19 protein-coding genes are annotated in these 24,012 nt (G+C 43.8%); 9 read left to right on the top strand and 10 right to left on the bottom strand.

The genetic code is table 11. The features are described 5' to 3' along the window. Nucleotides 1–47: 47 nt before the first annotated feature. On the top strand, nucleotides 48–1,004 hold the full coding sequence (locus MHB64_RS04835; RefSeq protein ID WP_094871428.1) for a D-2-hydroxyacid dehydrogenase: 957 nt from the start codon (nucleotides 48–50) through the stop codon (nucleotides 1,002–1,004). 78 nt (nucleotides 1,005–1,082) lie between these two features. Next, the gene (locus MHB64_RS04830; protein WP_341133834.1) at nucleotides 1,083–1,316 is read left to right on the top strand and encodes a GrpB family protein; all 234 of its coding nucleotides are present in this window, start codon (nucleotides 1,083–1,085) and stop codon (nucleotides 1,314–1,316) included. A 131-nt stretch (nucleotides 1,317–1,447) separates the two neighbouring features. Here MHB64_RS04830 and MHB64_RS04825 read toward each other — a convergent pair whose 3' ends face one another. After that, complete coding sequence (locus MHB64_RS04825) at nucleotides 1,448–6,244, bottom strand: glycosyl hydrolase (RefSeq protein WP_341133833.1); 4,797 nt, start codon at nucleotides 6,242–6,244, stop codon at nucleotides 1,448–1,450. Between the two features lie 315 nt (nucleotides 6,245–6,559). Continuing rightward, nucleotides 6,560–7,969, bottom strand: coding sequence for a deoxyguanosinetriphosphate triphosphohydrolase family protein (locus MHB64_RS04820; RefSeq protein WP_094871426.1), 1,410 nt, complete (start codon nucleotides 7,967–7,969; stop codon nucleotides 6,560–6,562). A gap of 190 nt (nucleotides 7,970–8,159) precedes the next feature. On the opposite strand from MHB64_RS04820, the gene MHB64_RS04815 reads away from it, so the two are divergent. From MHB64_RS04815 to MHB64_RS04800, 4 genes are all read left to right on the top strand, one after another. Then, entirely contained in the window at nucleotides 8,160–8,468 is a 309-nt protein-coding gene (locus tag MHB64_RS04815; RefSeq protein ID WP_256989878.1) for a hypothetical protein, read from the top strand. A 42-nt stretch (nucleotides 8,469–8,510) separates the two neighbouring features. Further along, a complete protein-coding gene (locus MHB64_RS04810; protein ID WP_341133832.1) occupies nucleotides 8,511–9,134 on the top strand; it encodes a class F sortase in 624 nt (207 codons plus the stop codon). 52 nt (nucleotides 9,135–9,186) lie between these two features. Next, nucleotides 9,187–9,936, top strand: a complete 750-nt coding sequence (locus MHB64_RS04805) for a polysaccharide deacetylase family protein (protein WP_094871424.1) — start codon at nucleotides 9,187–9,189, stop codon at nucleotides 9,934–9,936. Between the two features lie 66 nt (nucleotides 9,937–10,002). Next, nucleotides 10,003–10,974 (top strand): substrate-binding domain-containing protein, encoded by a 972-nt coding sequence (locus tag MHB64_RS04800; protein ID WP_094871423.1) that lies wholly within the window; start codon nucleotides 10,003–10,005, stop codon nucleotides 10,972–10,974. 404 nt (nucleotides 10,975–11,378) lie between these two features. Here MHB64_RS04800 and modB read toward each other — a convergent pair whose 3' ends face one another. From modB to MHB64_RS04775, 5 genes are all read right to left on the bottom strand, one after another. Then, nucleotides 11,379–12,041 (bottom strand): molybdate ABC transporter permease subunit, encoded by a 663-nt coding sequence (gene modB / locus MHB64_RS04795; protein WP_341133831.1) that lies wholly within the window; start codon nucleotides 12,039–12,041, stop codon nucleotides 11,379–11,381. 34 nt (nucleotides 12,042–12,075) lie between these two features. Then, entirely contained in the window at nucleotides 12,076–12,864 is a 789-nt protein-coding gene (modA, locus tag MHB64_RS04790; RefSeq protein ID WP_094877685.1) for a molybdate ABC transporter substrate-binding protein, read from the bottom strand. Nucleotides 12,865–13,101: 237 nt separating this feature from the next. After that, the gene (locus tag MHB64_RS04785; protein WP_341133830.1) at nucleotides 13,102–14,049 is read right to left on the bottom strand and encodes a helix-turn-helix transcriptional regulator; all 948 of its coding nucleotides are present in this window, start codon (nucleotides 14,047–14,049) and stop codon (nucleotides 13,102–13,104) included. Nucleotides 14,050–14,272: 223 nt separating this feature from the next. Next, complete coding sequence (locus MHB64_RS04780) at nucleotides 14,273–14,959, bottom strand: hypothetical protein (RefSeq protein ID WP_094871419.1); 687 nt, start codon at nucleotides 14,957–14,959, stop codon at nucleotides 14,273–14,275. Between the two features lie 191 nt (nucleotides 14,960–15,150). After that, nucleotides 15,151–15,837 carry a M50 family metallopeptidase gene (locus MHB64_RS04775; protein WP_094871418.1) on the bottom strand — a complete coding sequence of 229 codons (687 nt, stop codon included), beginning with the start codon at nucleotides 15,835–15,837 and terminating at the stop codon, nucleotides 15,151–15,153. Between the two features lie 226 nt (nucleotides 15,838–16,063). Here MHB64_RS04775 and MHB64_RS04770 point away from each other — a divergent pair, with 226 nt between their 5' ends. Together MHB64_RS04770 and MHB64_RS04765 are read left to right on the top strand one after the other, a co-directional pair. Further along, nucleotides 16,064–16,531: a hypothetical protein gene (locus MHB64_RS04770; protein ID WP_094871417.1), complete on the top strand. Its 468-nt coding sequence runs from the start codon at nucleotides 16,064–16,066 to the stop codon at nucleotides 16,529–16,531. A 49-nt stretch (nucleotides 16,532–16,580) separates the two neighbouring features. After that, entirely contained in the window at nucleotides 16,581–17,285 is a 705-nt protein-coding gene (locus tag MHB64_RS04765; protein ID WP_042185200.1) for an AIM24 family protein, read from the top strand. A gap of 78 nt (nucleotides 17,286–17,363) precedes the next feature. Here the strand turns inward: MHB64_RS04765 and MHB64_RS04760 are convergent, their stop codons facing one another. Both MHB64_RS04760 and MHB64_RS04755 read right to left on the bottom strand, forming a co-directional pair. Continuing rightward, nucleotides 17,364–17,819, bottom strand: coding sequence for a Dps family protein (locus MHB64_RS04760; RefSeq protein WP_042185198.1), 456 nt, complete (start codon nucleotides 17,817–17,819; stop codon nucleotides 17,364–17,366). Between the two features lie 184 nt (nucleotides 17,820–18,003). Then, entirely contained in the window at nucleotides 18,004–19,482 is a 1,479-nt protein-coding gene (locus tag MHB64_RS04755) for a potassium/proton antiporter (protein WP_341133829.1), read from the bottom strand. Nucleotides 19,483–19,676: 194 nt separating this feature from the next. Here MHB64_RS04755 and MHB64_RS04750 point away from each other — a divergent pair, with 194 nt between their 5' ends. Next, the gene (locus tag MHB64_RS04750; RefSeq protein WP_341133828.1) at nucleotides 19,677–20,744 is read left to right on the top strand and encodes a GNAT family N-acetyltransferase; all 1,068 of its coding nucleotides are present in this window, start codon (nucleotides 19,677–19,679) and stop codon (nucleotides 20,742–20,744) included. 518 nt (nucleotides 20,745–21,262) lie between these two features. On the opposite strand, the gene MHB64_RS04745 is transcribed toward MHB64_RS04750, so the two are convergent. Further along, on the bottom strand, nucleotides 21,263–23,968 hold the full coding sequence (locus tag MHB64_RS04745; protein WP_094878964.1) for a discoidin domain-containing protein: 2,706 nt from the start codon (nucleotides 23,966–23,968) through the stop codon (nucleotides 21,263–21,265). Nucleotides 23,969–24,012: the final 44 nt, after the last annotated feature.

Genomic DNA, 24,012 nt, shown 5'->3' with positions numbered 1-24,012 from the left:
ATAACATTATCCATTTTCATCAAACCTTATAGCAGGAGGAATACATCATGACTAAGTCCATAGTATGTTTACAACCACTTACAGCCGAACAACAAGAAAGGATTAAAGCAGCAGCCCCCGGTTATACATTCACACAAGGTGACGGCAAAAATCCGGATTTACAGCTGCTAGCTGATGCTGAAATCGTAATCGGCTGGGCTAAAGGCATCGCCGATACGCTTCTTCGTCCAGATTCGCCCCTTCGCTGGGTCCAATCCTGGTCTGCTGGAATTGAGAAACTCCCGTTAGAGCGTTTTAAGGAACGTGGAATCCTATTGACTAGTGGGAGCGGAGTGCATGCCGAGCCTATTTCTGCGGTAATTTTTGGTTTCATGCTTCTCTTCACACGTAATTTGCACACAGCCGTTCGCAATCAGATGAACCGTTACTGGAATTCTGACGGAAGTGAGAGTGAATTGTTCGGAAAAACAGCCGTTATTGTTGGAACTGGAGCCATCGGCAGCGAAACTGCCAGAATAGCTAAAGCATTCCGGATGAAGACGATCGGAGTAAGTCGCTCAGGCAAGCCACTCGCTGATTTTGATCAAGTATATACCACTGACCATCTGCCAGAAGCTGTGAGCCAAGGCGACTTCATCATCAATATACTCCCTATCACCGATGAAACTAAGCAATTATTTAACACTCCAATCTTTTCTGCCTTTAAACAAGGTTCCTATTACATTAACGTTGGACGCGGAGCGACTACTGATACTGAGGCTCTAATCCATGCACTGAATCGCGGTCAGCTTCGTGGTGCGGGATTGGATGTTTTCGAAACCGAACCCCTCCCGCAGGATCATCCGCTTTGGACTATGGAGCAGGTAGTCATCACTCCTCATTCTGCTGGCATAACCGATCAATACGCTAATCGAATCGTAAATATTTTTACCGAAAATATAAATTCCTATTTATCTACTGGCACTCCATCCCTAAATCTCGTTGATTACGCCCGCCAATATTAAATTTAGCATTTGATTATTAAGAACACTTGTTCTATAATAAAAAAATCCAGGAATCAAACATAAAGAGAGGTTAGCGAAATGGATGTTACTGTCACACAATACAATGAGGAATGGAATCTTATTTTCCAAGAAGAATCTCGTAAGATTAAAGAGATCTTCGCTGATGCACTTATTGATATTCACCATATTGGCAGCACTTCTGTTCCTGGGCTAAATGCTAAACCAATCATTGATATGATGCCTGTTGAACAAAATATCCGAAGGACATTGAAGCCTATATGGATGGGAAAGAAGCATTTGTCACTGAACTAGAAAGAGCAGCGCTTGAATGGTATTCAAATCATTAGCTATAAACTGATCATACAAAATAGTCCCCGCATGTCCATTAGACAATTCTAATGGACATGCAGGGACCCTTATTTCACACCTGGATCGCAGCGCTCTTAATTAGAAGCTATGATTTCGTCAATATAAGCTGTAGCGGTTCCACCCGTAGAAGGTGTAACAAACTGAATGCCAATGGCATCCACTTTTTTCAAATTATCAGGCGATAGATTGGAATTGTTGCTGAGATCAATCGTGAACTCCGTGAATCCATCCTGAGCAGCTATCTTCGCACCCGAATCGACCCATACTGCATAACCCCCTAATTGAAGAAACAGCTTGGCTTGGACATCAGGATGGTCAGAGAGTATTCTAACTTTAGCAGTAAGCTTGGAGAATAAGCTCAGATCAAGTGCAGCTACTTTTGTTGCTGCTATAAAAGGATCTTTATCTTCTCCATTCCATGCGAAATCAAGCTTCAAAGATTGATTACCTTCAGCATATACATCAGAAGATACTGTGGCTGTACCAGAATTAATAGACCAACCGTCGTTACCCGTCTCGAAGCCAAAGTGAACATCCGGGACAGCTTTCTCCAGAGATACTTCCTTCAAGTAAAGCTTCGCAGTTCCTCCATCATTGGAAACATCCTCAATTTTAATCCCAATCGTCTTTACAGCAGCCAAATCTACGCCCAAGCCTGCTGCTGCAGTCGGCAGTGAAATAGATAAGGTCGTATAGCCCTTAGAATCTATAGGCACAGGATCGCCGCTGTCGCTCCATTTCCAGTCCGCACCTGTCTTGATGAATAGACGCGCTTTAGCCGCACCACTCGAGAGCCTAACCTTAGCGCTGATCGTATCGAGCCCTGTAATATTCAGCTTCTCAGGATTAATAGCGAGTTCAAAGGATTCTTTGGAGCTGCCATTTGCATCATTGCCGGTATTAATCAAATCAAATTGTACACTTGCCGCTTCTTCATTGGCATCAAATGCTGGAGGTTGAGCGTTAGCGGACGAACCGCTTGTTGTAGCCCACCCTGTAATATCAGATGAGGTAGTGAAGGCGTATAACACGCCAGGCGCATGTCCCTGCGAACCTCCATTTTCTTCTCCCGACATATCCGGAAGTGTCCCGTCATAGACCGCTTGAACATCGTCAAAGTAGAGCGAACCTTCGTGGCTATGTCCGTCCATCGCATTCACATACAAATTGAAGCTCTGAACCTGCTTCAATCTTTCCTGTGTAAGCTCTCCGGCTTTTCCCCAGCTCATCTCCGTCAAATTCTTCAAACTTAATATTATTTTACCGTTCTTGTCTGGATTAATGACCGGATAAGCTTCGAAATATCCACCATCAATGACAAGCTGCACCACTAGCTTAAGCGGCTCACCTTTCTCAGCATAAGCGTTGTCTCCATCGGAAGCTACCCACATACTGAGTGCATTATAGTCGGACCAGTCCAGCGAACCCAGACTTTTACCTACTCCGGTATAACCTGCATTATTAATCGTATAGTGCAGTTTCATTCCGTAATCCCCGGATGCCTTATGCTCGGAGCTTAAAGATACGTTCACATCATCTCCGCCAGCCTTAGGATATTTGGCTACCAGCGCTTCATCACTTGAGCCATAAGATTCATAATTATCTACCAGTGCTTTGTCAGCAACAGGTGCAGTATACGTATTATAAAGACCGATATTATCTACATAGATCGGCAATTCACCTTCCACTTCCAAACCACTGCCAACCAGGGATATCGCTAGACCAGCGGCTTCGGCTGATTTAGCAGCATTATCCAGATCAACCGAAACATCAAATTTATAATATTGTGATCCACCCATGTTAACTTTCTCAAGATCGGACAAAGATTTATAGGATGAGTCCATGCCATACTTTGTATCCCAATCTGGCGGCAGCTGAATCACACTGCGTACCGCAGCATTGTTAGCCTCATTCTGAGCAGCCTCCGGAATTAACACGGAGAACTTCACACGTGTAACTTGAGACAGATCCACCCCATCCAGTGCAAGATCATTCAATTGCAGCTTCAGTTCCTGCCAAGTATCCTCAGCAGACAGCCCTTCAGTAATGTTAATAACAAGCTTACCGTCCGCATCTAGTGACGCATGCTGCAAGACCGTCTTGATCGTCTCTGCGTTATTGGCGAGCCCTGACCAAGTACCATTATTTTGAATTTGCTCCAGATCCTTATCTGTATCAAAAGTAAGTACCTTTATCGGCGCTTCGCTGATTTTTAAGAACACTGAATTAATTTGCGTAAGTGTAGATTCTCCAGTTCCATATGCTTTTACTGTAATCTCTGCTGAACTGCCATTCAGACCAGCTTCTGGCTGCCAGGAAGCGCTATAGTAACCGTCCGCACCTAGCGTCATTTCCACCTCCACACCAGAATCACCCACAGTATAAGTCACTTTGCTAGGCACTGCATTTAATACTTTGGCCCGAATGACGGTTACAGCATCTGTTATTGTACTGATATTATTCGGAGTTACGATGTGGAGGAAAGGTTTCTTTCCTGCCACTTCAACCTCGAGATTGTACTTATTATCTTCTTTCACATCGCTCGCAAAAGCCGTGAAATCATCTTTATAGAAATTCACAAAATCAGGAAGCAACTCATGATCTGCTTTGTTAGGAACATTCTTATAAGGAACATACAGATTGTTACCTTCACCAAAATTCGCCCAAGTCAGCATATATGATATTTTTGCCGCATCAGGGTCCGCCTTGATCGCATTCAATACTTTAGTAAACCATTCCAGCTCATTATTGCCTGTTGTTTTCATACCAGCAGCACTATAACCATACTCAGATAGGGTAACAATCTTACCTTTGTCTTGAGCAAGCTGAGAAATCATTTTAAGGTCTTTAACAAGACCACTCAGGAAAGCCTCCGAACCGGCATTCTCCTTGTTGTCATACTGATCCATTCCAAGAATATCAACAAATGAATCACCCGGATAAGTCGTTAAATATTCACTTTCATTTCCATTAAAAGATCCGTTTGGTGAGAATACATAAAGGAAGTTATGAACGCCTTTAACATCACGTAGATATTCAACTGTATATCTGTACAGTTCCGCGTATTCACTCTTTGTCGTTGTAGCCGCACCCCACCAGAACCAACCTCCATTTTGTTCGTGGAAAGGACGGAACAGCACTGGAATCAGGTTTCCATCGTCATCCTTAAGATTGTTCGCAAAATCAGAGATGCGATCCAGATATTTATTAAACTCTCCATTCCTATCTCCGCCCGGCAAAATACGTGATACTACGGAGTGCGTTGCTCCTTTGGAATTGCCTGTATCATTAAAGCTTCCCCCCGTAACAAAATTGTACGGATGTGTACTTAGCGTTACAATACCACCCAAATCATGAGCCTGCTTCATGGCAGCTGATAACCCCAACCTACTCGCTTCATAATCTCCGCTAACGCCAGGAGGATTCTCATATCCATCTAAACTAAGAGTGTCCCAACCAAAAACCCCGGGATAATCACCAGTGGAGCTGTATACGTCAGAAATAACATTTCCGTTCTTATCCTTTCCGGCAAAAGAGACGGTAGTATCATGCTGATGACCGAACATCACTTGTTTACCGCTCATGCTATCCAGATAAGCAAATAACGATTTGGTAGCAGCCGATGCATCTACGTCAACGATATGAACACCAGCTTCCGGTGTTGCCGTTGGAGCAGCTGTTGCTGTAGGTTCCGGAGTAGCCGTCGGTACTGGCGTTGCTGCAGGCTCTACACTAGTACCACCTGAGCCCCCAGGCGCCGGTGTGCTTGTTCCCTGTTCTACAAGAATTCCATCCTTCACAGTGTATGTTCCTGCTACTAAAGTCACTCCATTTAAGACTACAGAGGAAGCACTTACTACAAGTTTGCTAATGGTACCTTTTGTTGTAATCAACGTTCCCGTTGCACCGTTACCAATCATAAGCTGATCGATTGTAGAACCTGAGCCTACTTCTATAATAGAAGCACTATCAATAGACAGTTGAGTGATGATCGTACGGCCCTCTACAACGACCCGAACTTTTCCTTCAGGACGATTCACTTTTACAGCAGCCAATTCAGAATTTTTTAAATGAATCGAATGCTCACCACCACCAGATATAAGTACATTTCCTTGTACAGTTACATTCTCCAAGAAACCCTCACCATTACCAATACCGGAGGTAAGATAAAGGTTGCCTGATGCAGCTATATTCTTTAGTTCAACCCCACTCTGGTTAATGACAACATTCCCTTGGATATCTCCCCCAGTGAATGTACCGGCTGTGTTGTAGTAGCCGCTAACCAATCTGTCAACGATAGTGACTACCTCTGCCCTTGTAATTGGGTCGCTCGGACGAAATGTACCATCTGGATAACCGGATAGAATTCCACTCAATGCTAGGGTAGCCCCTTTAGCGTAAGCGCTGATGGATGCTTGGTCTGTAAAGGTACTCGCTTTAGTGTCAGGCTCTAGTGAAAAAACAGAAGCAATTAATGTTGCAGCATCCTGACGAGTTACTTCAGTATCCGCTTTCGCTTTATTATCAGGAAAACCTTTGTAATAGCCAGCTTGCTTCGCTATAGATAAAGCGCTTGCATACCAGGCTTTAGCGGGTACGTCCGAGAATGACATTTCCGAAAGAGTGCTAAATCCAAATAGCTTATTAATAATACTTACAAGCTCAGCACGCGTTACTTTATGATCCGGCTTAAAAGAGCCGTCCGGATAACCTTGAATAACACCATTACCCTGCCACTTCTCTAAACTTTCTCCAGCCCAGTGGGCCTTGAGGTTTTCATTTGTTTTTCCGTTAGCTAGCGCAGGCACAGCCATTGTAACGAGCATTACTGCTGTAAGAAATAGAGCAAAGCTTTTTTTGAACCTCTTCATTTGTTTTACCCTCCCGTTTTGTAAAGGTTTTCATTATTACTCAAGCAGAAGATTCGACTGCTTTATCAACCCCCCATTTATTCCCAATAACAATTTAGTTATTATATTAGCATCAATATATCATAGTAACAATAACTTATTTTAATGAATAGCAATATTTTTAGAAAAATCACTGAATTTCAAGGTTTATAAGCATAAATATATTCGAATAAATAATAACAAAACACTAACTAAATATTCCCTGTTCTATAAAAACAAAAAAAAGGCCAGTTCCAATGAAATGGAGGCTGGCCTTAATTTAATCTTCTCTTTTATCTAATCCAAGTCATAAATCGATCCGACTTTCAACCCGTATAGCTCATTGTATATTTTCTCCGCAAAGGCATCCGTCATCCCTGCGATATAATCAATCACCATATGTTCCCACGTCCAAATAGGATTTGCTTGTTTCTGATCCTTCTCGAAGCGTTGCAGCCAGTCCGATGGAATAATGGCTTTGGATGTCTGCGGATCAAGAAAAGCTCCCCATAGACGGCGCAGAATCCATTCACTACGTTTCTGAAGCCGCTGTACTCGTAAATCACGAATCATCGTGACCCAAGCGAAGCTTTTTAGCACACTTACGGTCCGCAGCATATCCTCATCTTCTTTTCCTTCCTTTATAAAGGTGACCTTCTTCCAGTCTCCATCAGGAATCACCCCAAGACTTGCGACAAAGGTGCTGACCCAATAAGCCTTAACTTCACGCCGAGTTCTGGAATAGTCGTTCTCACAGGTTGGCATCTTTTCCATCCATACTCGAAGAAATGAACTAAGCACCTCTTCTACCTTAGCACGAATCCCGTCCTCCTCCCAACCCTTCCAGAAGAAATCCTCTAACGTTGTAATTTTCTCTACGATCAGCCGCTGAATATAGGAATCATGCATGAAGTGTTCATGCACTTCAATCTTTCCAGCCTTAATTCCATCCTCCAAATCATGTGCAGAATAAGCGATATCGTCGCAAAGGTCCATTAGCTGAGCTTCCAACGTTTTCTTACCTGCTGGAATTCCCCACTCTTTGCGAATCTCCGAAATATATGCCCATTCGTGAAGGTACATCCCCTTCTTCAGTGAGGTACCAGGAAACGGATATTTATTAATTCCGAGAAGCACAGCATCCGACAGATTTAAGCCATCAATATTCTCCCGCTTCTCCAGAAACATAATCAGCCGATAATTATGAGCATTTCCTTCAAAGTGCTCATAGCGCTGCTTCATCTGCTCATGAATGAGCAGCCTATCTGGACCTGTTGCTCCAGATTGCAGGGCAGCCTCATTCGTCTTCTTTTCAATAAGCTGGTCCAGAATGTTATCCAGTACCTCTTCCCCTTTATGCCCAAATGGAGGATGACCAAAATCATGAGCAATAGCCGCGCATTCTACGACCTCCGGATCAATTACAAGTCCTGGGTTCTCCGCTTTACTTGTCTCTACCTCTGGATAAGATCTAAGCAGACTTTTCGCTGCCTCACGAGCAATCTGAGCGACTTCAAGTGAATGAGTTAGACGCGTCCGGTAATAATCACCCGTGCCAGCCCCGAACACTTGAGATTTGCCTTGCAGCCTACGAAAAGTAGGCGAATGGATCAAGCGAGAATAATCACGCTCATAAGCAGCTCTCGACGTTTCTAGGCGGGTAATTTCCGGATATTGCCGGTGTTCTCTTTTTTCAATAAGTGTCATATTCCCACCCCTAACCAATTGTCTATATATTGAATTTCATTATAAGGCATTTTCATAACAATTTTCACATCAAAATACAAAATGCTATACCAATCCCAAACTGCAATGGAAGCAATCCACCAATCTAAAAGCCACTGAAATGGAGATATTAATCTTCGTAGGGAAAAAACATCTAGGAGGAATCCACTAAATGATTATGAAGAAATTGTCCGTAGCTCTTTTATCCACTTGCTTAATGCTATCCGTTGCTTCTGCGGCTTCCGCTTCTGCTGCACCAGTCGAAACGAAACATGAGAAAAAAATGATGCATGCTGAGAAAATGAAAAAAGAAAAAGAACATAAAATGCATGAAAAGAAAATGCATATGAAGAGCCACTCCACTAAAGGAATTCATGCAAAGAGCATGAAGGCTAAAAGCATTAACACTAAGAGCATTCAGATGAAAGCAACAAAAATGCCAAAAACAGGCCATGGCGGTGCTAGCGAACAAACTGAATAGGGAGGATGAAAGAGGGGAAATCCCCTCTTTCTTTTCTTAAACATGAAAAAATGGATCTCTTCATTAATCTTAACCTTCATCACTCTAACTACTGTCAGTTGTACTGACTCACATTCGCAGGAAAGCAGACCAGAAACGAAGTCACTACAAATACAGCAGCAAGAAACGATAACGCCTACTAAAGCTATTCAAAAGATCGATATTAAACCATCATTACCCAAACCTATCCTGCCTACTCAGCTTAGCATTCCAGCTATTAAAGTAAGCGCCAAAATAGAGACCGTTACGTTGCTTCCAGATGGACAAATGGACGTCCCTAAGGACAGCAATATTGCAGGAATTCTGTATCCAGGAATATTGCCAGGCGCTAAGGGAAATGTGATTTTAGACGGGCATGTGGATAGTTATATAGGTCCAGCTATTTTTTTCAACCTCAAAAAGCTTAAGCACGGTGATGAAATTACGGTATCCAATGCGGACGGGCGAAAACTAACTTATAGTGTAGAGTCTGTAGAAATCTTCACCACTGCTGAAGCACCCTTGGAACGAATCTTCGGTAAGTCTACTGAAGCCAGAATGAATCTTATTACTTGTACAGGGAGATATAGCAGAAAGAAGAAAGATCATGAAAAAAGACTGATTGTCTTTACAAAACTGAAACTATGAATATTTTGACCCTCCAAAGGAGCATTCTAAAATAAAAAAAACAGGTGAATTCATGAAAACTAGCAGCAAAATTATGATGACTACCCTCTCTCTCTTGTTATGCTTCACGAACTCCGCGCTAGGTAGCCCGAGCAAGAACCGCGACTACTACGAAAAAAGAGGAGACATGATTTGGGAAGTACATACTAACCAAAAAGTGATTGCATTAACGTTTGATGACGGTCCCGACCCTTCTGAAACCGATCAAATATTAAAGGTATTGAGTCAATATCATGCGAAATGCACCTTCTTTGCCATAGGAAAAAGAATTGCAGCGTATCCAGATGTGGCGAAACGAGTCATTTCCGAAGGACATGAATTAGCTAACCATACCTACAATCACGTTTATTTTAGAAAACCTATTAATAAAGCCCAGTTTGAGCGGGAGCTTAATTTAACCGAAGAAGAAATCATCAAGGTTTCTGGAAAGCATAGCGCTTTGTTCAGACCCCCGGGTGGCATGTATGACGAGACACTAGTTGATACTTCAAATAATATGGGCCTAAAGCCAATTTTATGGTCCTGGCATCAAGATACTCGTGACTGGAATCGCCCTGGCGTGCAGAGTATCGCGAACAAGGTTATTCGAAATGCACATAATGGTGATATCGTCCTGTTTCATGATCATGTGCATGGACAATCTCAAACCAGAGAAGCGCTCAAAATTATTTTGCCGGAATTAGAAAAGCAAGGTTTTCGATTTGTCACCGTTTCAGAATTAATCAAATTATCCAATACACAGCAAGCTGGTAAACCACAGTAGCCTAATTGCACAGGACTTCAAAATAAGGTAGTCTTGTCCTATTATGAAGTTCTGGAGGCTTTTGTCATGTCTGATAACACATCCTATACGACTGAGGAAATTGCCCGTTTACTGAAGATCTCGAAATTAAAAGTATATGATCTGATTAAAAAAGGGGAGCTTCCCTCCTACCGTGTAGGAAAACAGATGCGTGTGGATCAATCCGATTTAGAAGCCTACAAACAGAATGCTCGAAATGGAATGACCCTATCGACATCGCCGCTCACTTTTGCTGGAGCAAATCTAACACAAGCTGCCACACATTCTGGCCAATTTAATAGTAAAGCTACAGGACACAGCCTTGTGATTACAGGTCAGGATATGTCACTCGATATTCTAGCGACCTATTTGGAGCGTTGTTTGCCCACTGAGCGCCCTCTTCGTTCTTACGCTGGCAGTCTAGATAGTCTGATTGCCATGTATCAGGGCGAATCGGACATCGTCAGTACGCATCTGCTCGACGGGGATACTGGAGAATATAACCTTCCCTATATCCGTAAAATACTTGTGGGGTTCTCTTATGTTGTAGTCCGTCTGTTGACCCGAAGTGCAGGATTGTATGTTCAAAAGGGGAATCCTAGAGGTCTCCATGAATGGTCTCATTTACAACAGGATGGACTTAAACTGATTAATAGAGAACGAGGCGCTGGTGCACGTGTGTTATTGGATGAACAACTCCGATTGCACGGCATTCCTGCTGCAAGCCTATCTGGATATGAGCAGGAGGAGAATAGCCATTTAGCGGTCGCGGGTAAAGTCGCAAGAGGCGAAGCTGATGTGGCCATCGGTACCGAAAAAGCTGCTAAGATTGTCGATGGCATTGATTTCATTCCCTTGATTCAGGAGTCTTACGATCTAGTGATGCTTAAGAAACCGGAGCATGAGCAATGGATTGCCACCGTGATTGATATTTTACGCTCGCCAGCCTTTCAAAGTGAGCTTGGGTCCATTCACGGATATGATCTCACGCAAACCGGGATGATTATTTATGAGACCTGATGAGTCGCTGACTTACTTAACTGTATAGCGAGCAATCGAAATCTGCGTTGGTGCAGTGCGGAGCATGCGGCGGAGGAACATTTAGTTGTATTTCGTACAACTACAATCCTGCTAATAACTCGCAAAATAGATATAACTGTATTTAGTACACCTATTTCACTTGATTTCTCCCCTATACGGGATTTTTCTAGTTTTTAGTTGTATAGAATACAGTTAAAATCTAAATAATCCCTTTTCCATCCGAAATAAGTGTACAGAATGCAATTATCTCAAAGGTTCTTCAAGATTTGTGCTATAGATCTGCACTGACGAGCTTCTGCTGAAGATTCATACTAAAAATAGCGATTTACAAAAAACACCAGCCAACGTTTCTCCATTCCTCGGAGAATCACTGGCTGGTGTTTTTAAGTACGCCGGTTCACAAACATCAACATTATAGCAGACATAACAATAATAGAGCACACCCACATCCAAGCAAGAGTCATGTTGCCACCATCTACCGCAACATAGATCGCTGTAGGCACTGTCTGCGTGCGGCCAGGAATATTCCCGGCAACCATGATCGTAGCGCCGAACTCTCCTAAACCACGAGCAAAGCCGAGAACGTACCCTGCAGCGAGTGAACGGCCTGCAAGGGGCAATGTGACATAACGAAGTACTTGCAACTCGCTTGCTCCCTGCGCACGCGCCGCATCCTCAAGATCCGGTTCCACGCCTTCAAAGCCCGCCTTCACTGTGCGATAAACGAGAGGAAAAGCGACGACAACCGCGGCGATAACCGCAGCCCCCCATGTGAAAAGGATCGTATGCTCCGTCATCTGTTCATACCATCTGCCAATCCAGCTGCGGCGACCTAAGACGACCAACAGCACAAATCCGACAACTGTCGGCGGCAACACAAGTGGAAGCAGCATTACAGTCTCGACCAAGCTATAACCAGGGAATTTACGACCCGCCATAGCCTTGGCTGCAGCCGTTGCCAGAATAAAAACAATGATGCTGGTAAGTACTGATATTTTTACGGAAAGCCATACCGGGGCGAAGAAATCAGTCCAGTTTATTTCCATCCTTAACCACCCCGCTTCTACTTATGATCTCTTATTAAGGAAGCAAGAAGCCATAGCTTGCAAAAATATCACTAGCTTCCTTACTCTGAAGATAACTGTACAGTTCCTTGGCTTCCTTCTGATTCTTCGAATCCTTCACGATACCCGCCGGATAATTAATGGCTTTGTGGACATGCGGGCCAACAGTAAGGGCGATCTTCGTCTTTTTTGAAGTCAACGCATCTGTCTTATATACAAAGCCTGCATCGACATTCCCCGTTTCGACGTAGGACAGAACCTGACGTACATCCTTCGCAAATACAAGTTTGTTTTGCAGCGTATCCCATACCTTCTTCGCAGTTAACGATTGCTGAGCATATTGGCCAGCGGGCACAGATTCAGGCTGCCCTACCGCTACCTTCTTAAAGGATTTATCCGTAAGTTGAGTGATCGTATTTAATGAAGCTTTTGAATTCGAAGGTACGACAAGAACCAACTGATTCTTAAGCAGAACCTTATGGTCAGAGATCAGTCCAGCATCCACTAACGCATTCATCTGTTTATCCCCTGCAGAGAAGAACAGATCAGCCGGAGCACCTTGCTCAATCTGCTTCTGTAATGTGCCAGATGCAGCATAATTAAAGACTAAATCAATATCGGGATGTTTCTTCTCATAGAGAAGCGCCATTTTATCTAAGCTATCTTGCAAGCTGGCTGCAGCGGATACTATAATTTCTGTCTTCTTGGCGGCTGCCTCTACCTCCACCACTGCGCCCGCAGATAAATTCACAACCAAAAAAATTGCTAATATACCAAAGATCCGGATTGACCATTTCTTAAACATTTCCATTCCTCCCATTTTCACATATATATGTAGATGCTATTCTAGCATACGTTTTTTCGATTTTCTATAGATTGAGTTGTGTTTAGATATGTTTAGTTATATATTGTTATAATTAGATAGTTAGAAATGAGTACATCTTCGACTTACTCGCAAAAAAAGGATGCCTCCGGCAACCATTTAAATGGTTGCACAAGCACCCCATCTTTCGAATTGAACGAAGGTCAAATGAGCGTGTCACTACTTATAGTGCGAGCTCCATTTTTCCAACTGCTGCCTGATTACTTCACGATAATAGTACGGTTCAATGATTTCCGCTTCCTCTTCGAATCTCTTAATCCAGCGGACAAATCCTATATCTTGTTCCACTGCAACTTTAAAGTGAAAACATCTAGATTGACGATCCACTTTACTTGGCTTAAAAGGTAATTCGTCCTTCTTAATTCCTTCCATTACCCGTTCCGAGAATTTCACTTTAAATTCTACCTGTAAACTATCCCTATCTAGTGACCATTTCTGCTTCATAAAGGCTTGCACATCAAACGCTTCCTTCGAAAAAAAACGATTTAATGGCTTCACATTAGAAAAATCGTTGATATGATATGTACGAATAACACCCTGACGATGACAAAATCCAATGAGATGAAAACGACTTTCCAGCGGGACCAGACAATAAGGATCAATGGTGATCCCTTTCTCTTCTAATGCATTCTCACTATAATTCGCTTGAATACTCTTTTGTTTTAATAAAGCCTCCAGGATCGGAGTAAGAAATGAGTGTTGTTCCATTTGTGAACTGTTTCTTGTTCTTTCTGCCCACCCCACCCCTACTTCTCTTCTTGCACGTTCTATTGATTCTTCTCTCTCTGCCTTACGTTTATATTCAGCTGCGACTATTTTTTCATACGCGCTTTCAAAATCTATGGGTAATGCTGGTTTTATATCTTCCATAATATAGCGTAATTGCGAAAATGCGTTTGCTTCTTCTTCCGACCAATCCAAGGGATAGAGTGCAAAATTTCCAATAAAAGCATAACCTTTTCCATGCCCCAGGTGGGTTATGGGAATATGCATGGCACTAAGCGCGTCCATATCCCGGTAAATCGTTCTCTCGCTGTTGCCGCAGCGTTCCGCCAATTCACGGGCTAATATCCCTGGCTTGGCTTGAACAAGTGTAATAATGCGCATCAGTCGGATTAATCGGTCTGTCATATTCAGTTCCCCTTGATTTATGGTTAAATAGACCCATTATTTTATGAAAAAAAGTAAAATTGTGATAGAACTTTTTTACTATGTTACCACATTTTATATTACAATTCTTCTTATAATTTTCCGCCGAATCCGCTGAAAAATCCAATTTATGTATAGGTCTTTTTTCGCTTATATGCATCCTCGTGCAGTGAGTCCTATATTAAATTCCACCAACGGCTTTACTTCGTTGCTGATGCTCGAACCCGATCTGTTTATATAACATTTCAGCCTCTTTAAGCAGCAAAGGATCTCCAGAGCGTACTGCGAGTAGCAACATCTTATCCGCATGCCGATTGAGCATTTCGTGAGCTTCACTATGCTGGCCTTTACTTCGTAGTGCCTCTGCTTCTTCAACCGTTTCAGCCGTCTTCAACAATTCCAGATGCTTCTCAACATAAAAGCAGCAAGTATCGCTCAGAATGCGCGTATGATGCGCGTACTCCAGTTCAAGTACCTTCACGGGAAGTTCACGAACGCGCTCTACGGTTGGTTTTTTATACTTCCACTGTAGGGATAATGCTTCATACTTACCTGCTACAGAACTAGAAGTAGTGAACTCCAATCCTATGAATTTGCGTTGTCCTGTTTTTATTTTTCCTAGTTTAAGCAAGAGAGAATTGCCTTCCCCTACCTCCATTTCACATCCATAACAGCGCTTAAAAGTTACATGTGGCTCAAGCCAAACTCGTAGTTCAATATCACGTGCAACCACTTTGTGGCTGCTTGGTCGGCTATTTTCTGAAGGCAAATTTCCTTTCCATTCGACAAGTAAAACTACATCACGATTTCCACCTGCAAAAATACGATCTTGACCCCACGTAAATATAGGAGTAATACTTTCCATCATATTTTCCACCTCTTTCTTATTTTGGGTCTTCTATTAATGTACCAATAATGGCGGACAACTCCATGTCATGGAATGTATGTTCGGTTCTATATTATCGACAAAAAAAGAGCCATTCTACATACTAAGTAGACTGACTCTCGCAAAAACAGCCCCTTTTGTCTGTTTATGACGAAAATTTTATATTTTTAACTTTAACGACTCTGAAGTTTAGGCTGCACTCGCTCCCGCTTAAAAAATAGTCCCAGCGCCCATTTGGCGCAAAGCAGAGAAAATATAAAAAATAGGATGGCCCAAAATATGGCCGGCACCGATGTCATCCTTGCCAGGTTACTGGCATCTCCCGCACGAGATGGGGATACAACGGCCGCATATACGAGAAATAAACTTCCCATTACAGACTCTTCCAAGGTCAAAAAAGCTAATAACAAATAATAATATTTGCTGGCCTTTTTCCACACCACCAGCATTAAAATATTCAGCGTAATAAACCCGCCTAACCACATCATTCCGAAGCTTCCCCGCACGTACATTACCAGCATAATCAATGCTACTGTAGTAGCTAAAATAAGTCCCCAATCATGCCGTCCTTTACTGTAGAGATAGAAGAGCAGCAATGCAAATAAAGAAGCCAGCACATACCCGGATAACGACACTAGTATCGCTCTGCCTCCATCTTGAATGGCTGAATAGGTGACCCCACTATGATTTGCATATAGCTCAATCCGTAGCACACTGCCAGACAGCAGTAGAGTCACTAGCGCATGACCAAATTCATGAATCATCGTGTCCAAATTCCGAAACAAAGATGAGAATGGAATCAACCTCGTCAAAAAAGCAGATCCGACCAAAAATAACATTGTCTTAAGCCATTTATTCATTCCGTAGCAGCCCCTTTCCGTCCAAAGTATACGATAAATAGTCCCTCTTCTCAATCATGTAGAGCACAGCCTTGTTGTTCTTCACAAGGATGTGTAACCTCACTTCAAGCAGGCAAATATTACTGATCCAAGAAGCCCTATTCACGTTTAGCGTACGCTGTCAGAAGCTGTCAAGCTGTGTTAAAATAAAAGAAATACAAGCCTAAATTGGGTGGTGATTATATAGATGAAACAACGTAAATACCGTAAATATCTACAGCTGTTATGTTCGCTCCTGCTTCTGCTGACCCTTTCCATATCTCTTCCGGCCCCAGTAGCAAAAGCCAATATATTCAGTGATATCTATAATGGATTCAAAAGCTTCTCTGAGCTTCCGAATGAAGTCAATGAATTGAAAGAAGGATTTCAGCAGACAGCTGAAGAGCTACAACAGGCGAAAGATAAGCTTACGAATACCATGCAGGAAATGGAGGCCTACCGGACACAGAATGAAGCCCTGCAGGAGCAGAATCGCCAACTAACGCAAATGGTGGATGAGTTGCAAAATGACCGGACGGCACGCGAAGAATATTATCATAAAATCAAAGTGACTATTTTTACGGGGATTGGTCTAATTCTGGGGTATTTTATACTCATCCGTATTGTTCGTTTCAGCATGCTTCACCGTTCTAGAAAAGGAGACCGCTTGCGCTAAGCTTGAACATTCAGTAAAGATCACGTCTACAGCATGAGGGAGATGAAATATGAACATCGATGTCCAAGATGAAAGCGACAGCGGGAGCGGACAAGCCGTAGCCTTCACCCTTGGGGAGAAGGAAGAGGTTCATGTGCTGCACCCACAGCAAATTATCGCTTATCAAGGACCTGCCACTGGACGGGCGGACAGATTTATGGATGTAAAGGGCATCTATCGCAAGCGAAAATTGATTCGTTCGGATATGTCTGGTCCTTGCCATTTTGTCGCAGCCCTTCCACCAGGTTATCGGGTAAAGATTCTGCAGCTTGATGGAAAGAGCGATTTATTGTACGACTTTAAACATCTCTTCTTCTACAGCAAGGGAGTTACGATGGATACACGAGTGCTAAGTATGAAGAATGTGCTCGTTACACGTGATATTGTGAAAGTGAAATTTACGGGTAACGGCATCATTGGCATATTGACCGAAGGTACGGTATGTGAAGCTGAGCTTCATCCTTACAACCCGCTCTATGTGGATGCAGGCAGCATTATTGCCTATCCTGAGAATGCGAAGCTGGAGCTTACCGTTTACGGCAACCATTTAGCTAGCCAGCATATGAGCTATCACTGGAAGATGACGGGCCACGGCCCTGTGTTGTTTCAGGCCGGACGCCAGAATCGCCGATTTGAAAGAGATAATAACGATGATGGAATTATTAAACGATTTCTGCGCGAAGCCGTGCCATTTGGTGGAGTATTTATTAAATAGAATGCTTCAAAAAAAGAGCGCCATGCGTTAACCATACGCAGGCGCTCTTTGTGTATTCTATCCTATAAGGATGTTGTCTTAGCCGATAAAGGCATTCAGCATCCAAGCATGTTTCTCAATGCTGCTTCTGATGCCAATCAGCAGATCCGCAGTTGGTTGATCGCTCAATTCTTCAGCAGTAGCAATTGCATCTTGCAGTTCTTTAGCAACAGTCTTAAAATCTCTCACGAGCTCAAGTACCATACCTTTAGCATCTTCACCGCCACGAGCTTCTTGTAAGTCGGACAATTCAAGATATTGCTTCATTGTGGAGGCTGGTTGTCCACCAATAGAAAGCAAACGCTCAGCTAAATCATCTGCATAACCCGCAGCTTCATTGTATAGCTCTTCAAACTTCTCATGCAATGTGAAGAATTGAGATCCGCTAACATACCAGTGATAGTGATGAAGCTTTACACCGAGCAGGAACCAGTTTGCAGTTTGGCGGTTCAAAGCAGCTTGCAGTTCAGTATGGTTCTTTAATTGTGTTGTCATTAATAAAACCTCCTATGGTTCATTTATTATAATTGTATTTAGACTCGTTCTAAATCTATATACAATTTAACACACTCTTTCGTATTTTGCAACTATTCTGGAGATTATATGTTGTGCCGATTCTAGCACAGCTTATGGTGTGAAGCCTATTATGTGTATCACACTTTGGTAAAGAGTCTCTTCTCTAGATTAGAGAAACATCCTCCTCCGCGGTCTTTCCTTTCCTGCTGCGGAAGAAAGCCCTCATCTCATCTCGCTTACTCTTTGGACTTAGGACGTACACAGTATCCCCAGGCTCAATAACAGTACTGCCATGCGGAGTGACAATCTTTTTATTGCGGATAATGGCCGTAAATAAGATATCATCCGGCAGACCTATTTCTGAAATCTTCTGTCCAGCAATCGGCATATAAGGATTAATTCCAATATGGTTAAACTCCGAGTCTGTCTTGCCAAGAGCCACCAGCTCCATCAGGGAAGGCTGATCTGAATCTTCTTGCCCCACAAGCTTCAATCGGGATGCTAACGGGGATATACTAGTTCCCTGAATCACCGCCGAGGTCAGTACGACAAAGAAAACAACATTAAAGAATAGTCGTCCATGAGGCAGGTCAGCCAGCAGCGGATAAGTCGCTAACACAATCGGAACGGCTCCACGAAGTCCTGCCCAAGAAATCAAAGTCTTCTCGCGGAACGTAAATTTGGAAAAGTGCAGGCTTATAAATACACCGATTGGTCTAGCTACAACCATCAGAATAACGGACAACAAGATACCTTGCCATGCCACTTCCGCCAGCTCCTGTGGAAATACTAACAAACCCAGCAGTATGAACATAAATATTTGCATCATCCAAGCAAAGCCATGACTAAAATTCATAATGGTACGGTGATACATGAGCTCGGAATTTCCAAGCGTAAGGCCCATAACATAAACAGCCAGCAGCCCGCTGCTATGTACCCATGCAGATAAACCATAGGTCAGTACAGCAAAGCCAATCGCCATTACTGGATAAAGACCTGTGGAATCCAGGTTAATTCGATTGATACAGAAAACTGCGATCTTCCCCAGCACAAAACCCAGTACTAAGCCAATGCCCATCTCCCATATAAAAGACAACAGAAGCCCCCATATCGCCATATCCGGATGCTGTATCCATTCGATTAGCGAGACTGTCAAGAACACCGCCATTGGATCGTTGCTTCCTGATTCTGCTTCTAACGTCGAGGTTAGACGTTTATCAATGTTCTTACCGCCGAGTACCGAGAAAACTGCAGCCGCATCTGTCGATCCAACGATCGCTCCAAACAGAAAGCTTTCCGGCCATGACACATCAAGGATTAGCTTAGCAAATACCCCTACAATGACCGTCGTCATGATTACGCCTACCGTTGACAAGGATAATGCTGGCCGAATAACAGGTTTAATATCCTTAATATTCGTCTGCATGCCACCTTCGAATAATATGACAACCAATGCGAAGATCCCGGCCATTTGCGTTAAGGAAGCATTGTTAAAAAAAACAAATTGGCTTAGCACCATCCCCGCAGCAAGAAACAGCACTAAAGCTGGCATTCCAAATTTAGTGGAAAACTTGGTGGAAAATACGCCTACAAGCAGGAGTGCTGCCAGTAATAATATAATATTATCTGCAAGTTGGGACACCGATTATTCACTTCCCTTTCTCTTCTAGCTTTAAAATATAAGAAGCTTCCTTATTTATGTACTTTATTACCCTTTTCGATATCCTTTTGAGACATTGAATAATATAAACAAGATTGGAGATTTCATTCCCCGGGCCTTATACTTTATGTAAATGCTTTCTCCCCATCGTCTGTACATATAGGAGGTTGAATGTTATGCAATTGAGATTAATTAAACCTGCGGAGCTAGACCAAGCGGCTCGGCTCGCAGATTCTGTCTTTCGTGAACCGGGTGCCACTTCAATGAAAGAGCTGTTTCCACTTATTTTCCGCCCTGGACTCAGTCATTCCTACGCGGCGATTGCCGATGACGGAACGGTTGCTGCTTTTATGGGACTCGTACCCTCTACGATCAAAACTGGAGATACTTTCCTGAATGTATTCTCCATAGGTGCTGTCTGCACCGATCCCGCTTTTCGTGGCCAAGGGCTGGCGGGCCAACTTCTGCAGCTATGCCAGAGTCACGCTGCCGAGGCCGAGGCATCGCTGATTTTTGTCTCGGGTGATCGTTCGTTATACACCCGAGCAGGGTGCGTACCGTTCGGAGGTACGCAATTTGCCGAGCTGAACGCAAGCTCGGCTCAGGCACTTGCAGCCGCAGCAGGCGAAGAATGGACGCTGCGGCCAATGCAGCCGGGCGACTTCTTCGCCGTCTACCGGCTGCTCAATGAACGCGAAGCCGGACATGTGTACAGTCCGGGTGAGCTGGCGCTGCTGCTGGGGACCGGGGCTTACGCGGGTGTGATGGGCTTAGCCCAGCGCACACTCGTAGCCGTTCGGGACGGCAGCATCGAGGGGTTCGCCGCGGTGGCTGTGCCCGCGGCGGCAGAGGTGCCAGCGCCGAACACAGCGACGGCGGTGGAATGGGCCGGCCAGCCGAACGCGGTAGCGGCATTGCTGGCCAAGGCGGGCTTGTGCGGCGGCGTTGGTGCGCTGCAAGTGCCTGTGCCGTGGCAGGAGCGCGGCTTGCTCGCGCTCTTGCGGGACGCCGGCGCCTCTTTAAGCGCCGGCGCGAACAGCGGAACGGTCTGCATCGCAGACCGGGAAGCGCTTTTGCGGCAGACCGAAGGCTGCCGCAAGGGCCACGACTTGTCGTCCGTGCAGGACGACAAGGAGCTGATCTCGCTGCTCTTTGATCCAGCGAGCCCGCTTCACAGCTCTGATTCCTCGGGGGAATCAGAGGCAATTCCCTTGCCGTATATGTCTGGTCTACGTTTCATTTGACGGATTTAAACAATAAAACGGAAACCGTCCTTTTAGGGACGGTTTCCGTTTCTGCAAGAAAGAGAAGGATAATTAATGCCGTGGAACATATACATTCTGATCTACAAGCAAAATCACCCTCGCAGGTGAATAAGCCTCTGTTAACTTAACATTGGAGTGTACGAGGCAATCATTGTTGTACCTTTTGTAAAATTTCATATCCCAAACTCCCCCACCTTCTGCACTCAGTCTAAGAAATTGTGATGGGGCGTTGGGGAGGGAGTTTTATGGGGAAAAACTCCCTCTATTTAGGATGATTTCCTCACAATTGCCCAGTTATGCGGAATTTCTCCCTATAATACGGAGGATTTTCTAAAAGACAGCGATATCCGCTGGAATACAGGGAGAAATCCCCTATATTCCACCTGTTCAACCCTAAAACACAAAATTTATAGGGAAGAATTCCCTATTCCATTGTAGATCTATCTCACAGTTATTTAGTGTGCGCTATATACGATTATATAAATTCAAAGGATTGCTTATTCTCTGGAGTACACCTGTAACTCTTGAATAGACCAATAATTTCCGCCGGCTCCGGTCTGTACAATTTTGATATACCGTGTCTTTACCTTAGAAAAGGATATCTTCGTAAGCTCTTTCGTGCCTTTTCCAGAGGTGAGTTTGTTCCAGTTTTGAGCATCATCAGAAATATAAACTACATATTCTCTTGGATAATCAAAAGGAGATAGCGTGCTGTCCAAATCTATTCTTTCAATTTCATGTGCTACACCCAGATCAATCTGAAAATACTCTCCAGAAACCTGATGTTTTCCAGTGTCCCAGCGCGTACGCCGATCCCCATCGATGGCAAGGCTTGGAGCCGATGCCACCATATTTACATTTGAGGATACCTTCCATTTAGTACGATCCAGAGGAACCAGTCCGGTGGCTGTGATCTGAACTTTATCGGACAGTAAATTGGAGCCGGATACCCTTACCGCGTAGGTATATAAAGTTCCTTCATGTAAATTATGATCCGTGTACTCTGTTAGCTTCACATCAGTAGCGATCACTTTCATTTCCCCACCGCTACCATCAGCTCTAAGTAACTCGTAGCTTGCTCCTGGTGCCTCCAACCAATGTAATTTTACAGATAAACCTTTTGTTGCTGCGGCTTTGAATCCTTTAGGTGCCGACGGCTTTACTTCAGAGGAGAGCTGCAAAATGTACTGCACAGCCTCTCCTGGAGCAAGTGTCTCCGTAAAGGTTAACGTGGGAGTAGCCTTTTTCCCTGTTATATAACTTCTTGCTTTTTCATACGTATCCCCGTTTCCAAAACGCTCCCCTTCATACACACCGTTTTTCGGCATAGTCACATTTACACTCACGGTCTGTGGGGTAGACTCAAAGTTAACGAAATTAACCAATATCTTATTTGAGGTCGCTCCGCTACCCGCAAGAGGTTTTAATGTAGAAGTATCCACGGCGCGAACATAAACCAGCTTGTCGGCTAACACATCCTTGTTTGCAACTTGGTAAGTTAATGGAGCTCCATGCGTAGCATAAGCAAGACTGAGCCTTCTCATAATGCTGACACGTGAATCCTCGTTCTCTTTTGTATAGTAAATCTCTGTGGTTGCCGGATCATGCTCTTCTAAATTAAACCCGTATTTGAATAAACTGAAATCTTTAAAAAAAGCAGCATGCTGCACAAACATATCCGCATAACCAATATGCGCACGCATGATCCGGTCGAATACAGCCGCTGTCCGCTCCGTTGCCCCGTATTGATAGGCATCCACATGACTGTCCGAGGTACCAAATTCAGTGGTCAGCATTTTTTTGCCGAGCCCATTGTCTGCACCATCGAAGGTCTTCAAATTCTCAGTAAAGCTTCCCCCATTGCTAAAAATATAAGAGTCGCCGTAGGAATGTCCATTGGTCAAATCCGTGACCTTCTCCAGCTCCATACGCTGCTCTGGATCTCGTTCCCAGCCATCCGGATCTCCACATTCCTTCCCAGTTCCCTTCTGATTACCACAGGAATCCTCACTGTAGCTCGGCCAATACGCCCAGCCTGGAGCAACTGTTTGTAAATGGGGCGCGATTTGCTTGCCCTTTTTATTTAGCCAGTCCGCAATCGCCAAGTTAACTGCCTTAGAACGATTGAATAATCCTGGCTCATTATCTACCTCATAATATTGAAAATAGGGGCTATATTGCTCAAAATAATCTGTCAGCTTTTTCTCCGCATCAGCAGGCAACGAGCCATCTGCCTTAAGCTTAATATCACCAGTATGCAAATACAGCGCAACCGCCTGCATGTTGTAATCCTGCAATACCTTGTAATATTCCATCATATCTGAGCAGGATCTCCCGACATCACTGGCACAGCTAGTACGCATCACATTACCGCTATAAGCCATCCCTAACCATTTGATAACATAAGGCAAATGCGTAACCGCACCTTCATCAAAATAAAATTGCTTATTATTCACTACTGTGCCGGTCAGTGTATAGCTGCCATGAATAGGCTCGGAAATTGGAGCGTTAAGAGATTCTAAACGGAGATTATCCCAAGTCCACCAGGAATATTCGTCTTCTTTGTCACTGCAATATAAACAGCGAACCGTTTGCAGCTTCAATTCGTTCGTTCCCAGCTTCAATTGCTCCTTGGGAATGTATAATTCATAGGACTTTTGAAAGCTATATTCACTTTCTGTGCCCGATACGCCAGCAATTTGAATGATCCCCGACAATTGATGATTGGAAAACACACTCATTTGCGGCACGGATTTATAAGCATTCAGAATACCTACGCTAAATAAGACCCCATTCTCCGGGATCTTATTTAGCTGATAAGTGATCGTTAATTCCGGCTGGGTCTTTCCATTCAAGCCTGCAGGCAAGCTCTGAAGAGCCGATAGTTTGAGTGCTGAAGAAGGAACATTAAATACCTTCTTACTGCCGGAAGTGCCACTCGCAGCGAATTCAGCTGCTGAGCCATCATGTTGTCCCAGATTCCAGATCACAGTACCATCCGGTATTTCTGCTGCAGCATCAGTTCCTGTAGATAGTCTCGGTATATTGGCACCTACCTTATAATCATTCGTCTTATTCGTTCCGAAAACTGAGACAGACAACAGAAACAAGACGGTTAATGCGGCGAATTTCAGTAATAACAGTAATGGTTTGTTTGTAGATATTCTATTTTTTCCATTAGATATTCTCCTCGTTATTCCCATCCATAGGTCCTCTCTTTCTTCCGGAATGTCTAACCCTATCATTT

Source organism: Paenibacillus sp. FSL K6-2859 (assembly GCF_038008265.1).
GTDB lineage: Bacteria > Bacillota > Bacilli > Paenibacillales > Paenibacillaceae > Paenibacillus_AQ > Paenibacillus_AQ nitricinens.
Note: the sequence above shows the minus strand (reverse complement) of the source record. Positions and strands in the feature narration are given on the sequence as shown.

What these genes read in the sequence shown, in the direction of transcription:
- MHB64_RS04805 (WP_094871424.1), top strand. Translation starts at nt 9,187, where the DNA reads ATGAAAACTAGCAGCAAAATTATGATGACTACCCTCTCTCTCTTGTTA.
- MHB64_RS04835 (WP_094871428.1), top strand. Translation starts at nt 48, where the DNA reads ATGACTAAGTCCATAGTATGTTTACAACCACTTACAGCCGAACAACAA.
- MHB64_RS04825 (WP_341133833.1), bottom strand. Translation starts at nt 6,244, where the DNA reads ATGAAGAGGTTCAAAAAAAGCTTTGCTCTATTTCTTACAGCAGTAATG.
- modB (WP_341133831.1), bottom strand. Translation starts at nt 12,041, where the DNA reads ATGGAAATAAACTGGACTGATTTCTTCGCCCCGGTATGGCTTTCCGTA.
- MHB64_RS04810 (WP_341133832.1), top strand. Translation starts at nt 8,511, where the DNA reads ATGAAAAAATGGATCTCTTCATTAATCTTAACCTTCATCACTCTAACT.
- modA (WP_094877685.1), bottom strand. Translation starts at nt 12,864, where the DNA reads ATGTTTAAGAAATGGTCAATCCGGATCTTTGGTATATTAGCAATTTTT.
- MHB64_RS04765 (WP_042185200.1), top strand. Translation starts at nt 16,581, where the DNA reads ATGAACATCGATGTCCAAGATGAAAGCGACAGCGGGAGCGGACAAGCC.
- MHB64_RS04760 (WP_042185198.1), bottom strand. Translation starts at nt 17,819, where the DNA reads ATGACAACACAATTAAAGAACCATACTGAACTGCAAGCTGCTTTGAAC.
- MHB64_RS04785 (WP_341133830.1), bottom strand. Translation starts at nt 14,049, where the DNA reads ATGCGCATTATTACACTTGTTCAAGCCAAGCCAGGGATATTAGCCCGT.
- MHB64_RS04800 (WP_094871423.1), top strand. Translation starts at nt 10,003, where the DNA reads ATGTCTGATAACACATCCTATACGACTGAGGAAATTGCCCGTTTACTG.
- MHB64_RS04820 (WP_094871426.1), bottom strand. Translation starts at nt 7,969, where the DNA reads ATGACACTTATTGAAAAAAGAGAACACCGGCAATATCCGGAAATTACC.
- MHB64_RS04770 (WP_094871417.1), top strand. Translation starts at nt 16,064, where the DNA reads ATGAAACAACGTAAATACCGTAAATATCTACAGCTGTTATGTTCGCTC.
- MHB64_RS04830 (WP_341133834.1), top strand. Translation starts at nt 1,083, where the DNA reads ATGGATGTTACTGTCACACAATACAATGAGGAATGGAATCTTATTTTC.
- MHB64_RS04780 (WP_094871419.1), bottom strand. Translation starts at nt 14,959, where the DNA reads ATGATGGAAAGTATTACTCCTATATTTACGTGGGGTCAAGATCGTATT.
- MHB64_RS04750 (WP_341133828.1), top strand. Translation starts at nt 19,677, where the DNA reads ATGCAATTGAGATTAATTAAACCTGCGGAGCTAGACCAAGCGGCTCGG.
- MHB64_RS04745 (WP_094878964.1), bottom strand. Translation starts at nt 23,968, where the DNA reads ATGGGAATAACGAGGAGAATATCTAATGGAAAAAATAGAATATCTACA.
- MHB64_RS04775 (WP_094871418.1), bottom strand. Translation starts at nt 15,837, where the DNA reads ATGAATAAATGGCTTAAGACAATGTTATTTTTGGTCGGATCTGCTTTT.
- MHB64_RS04815 (WP_256989878.1), top strand. Translation starts at nt 8,160, where the DNA reads ATGATTATGAAGAAATTGTCCGTAGCTCTTTTATCCACTTGCTTAATG.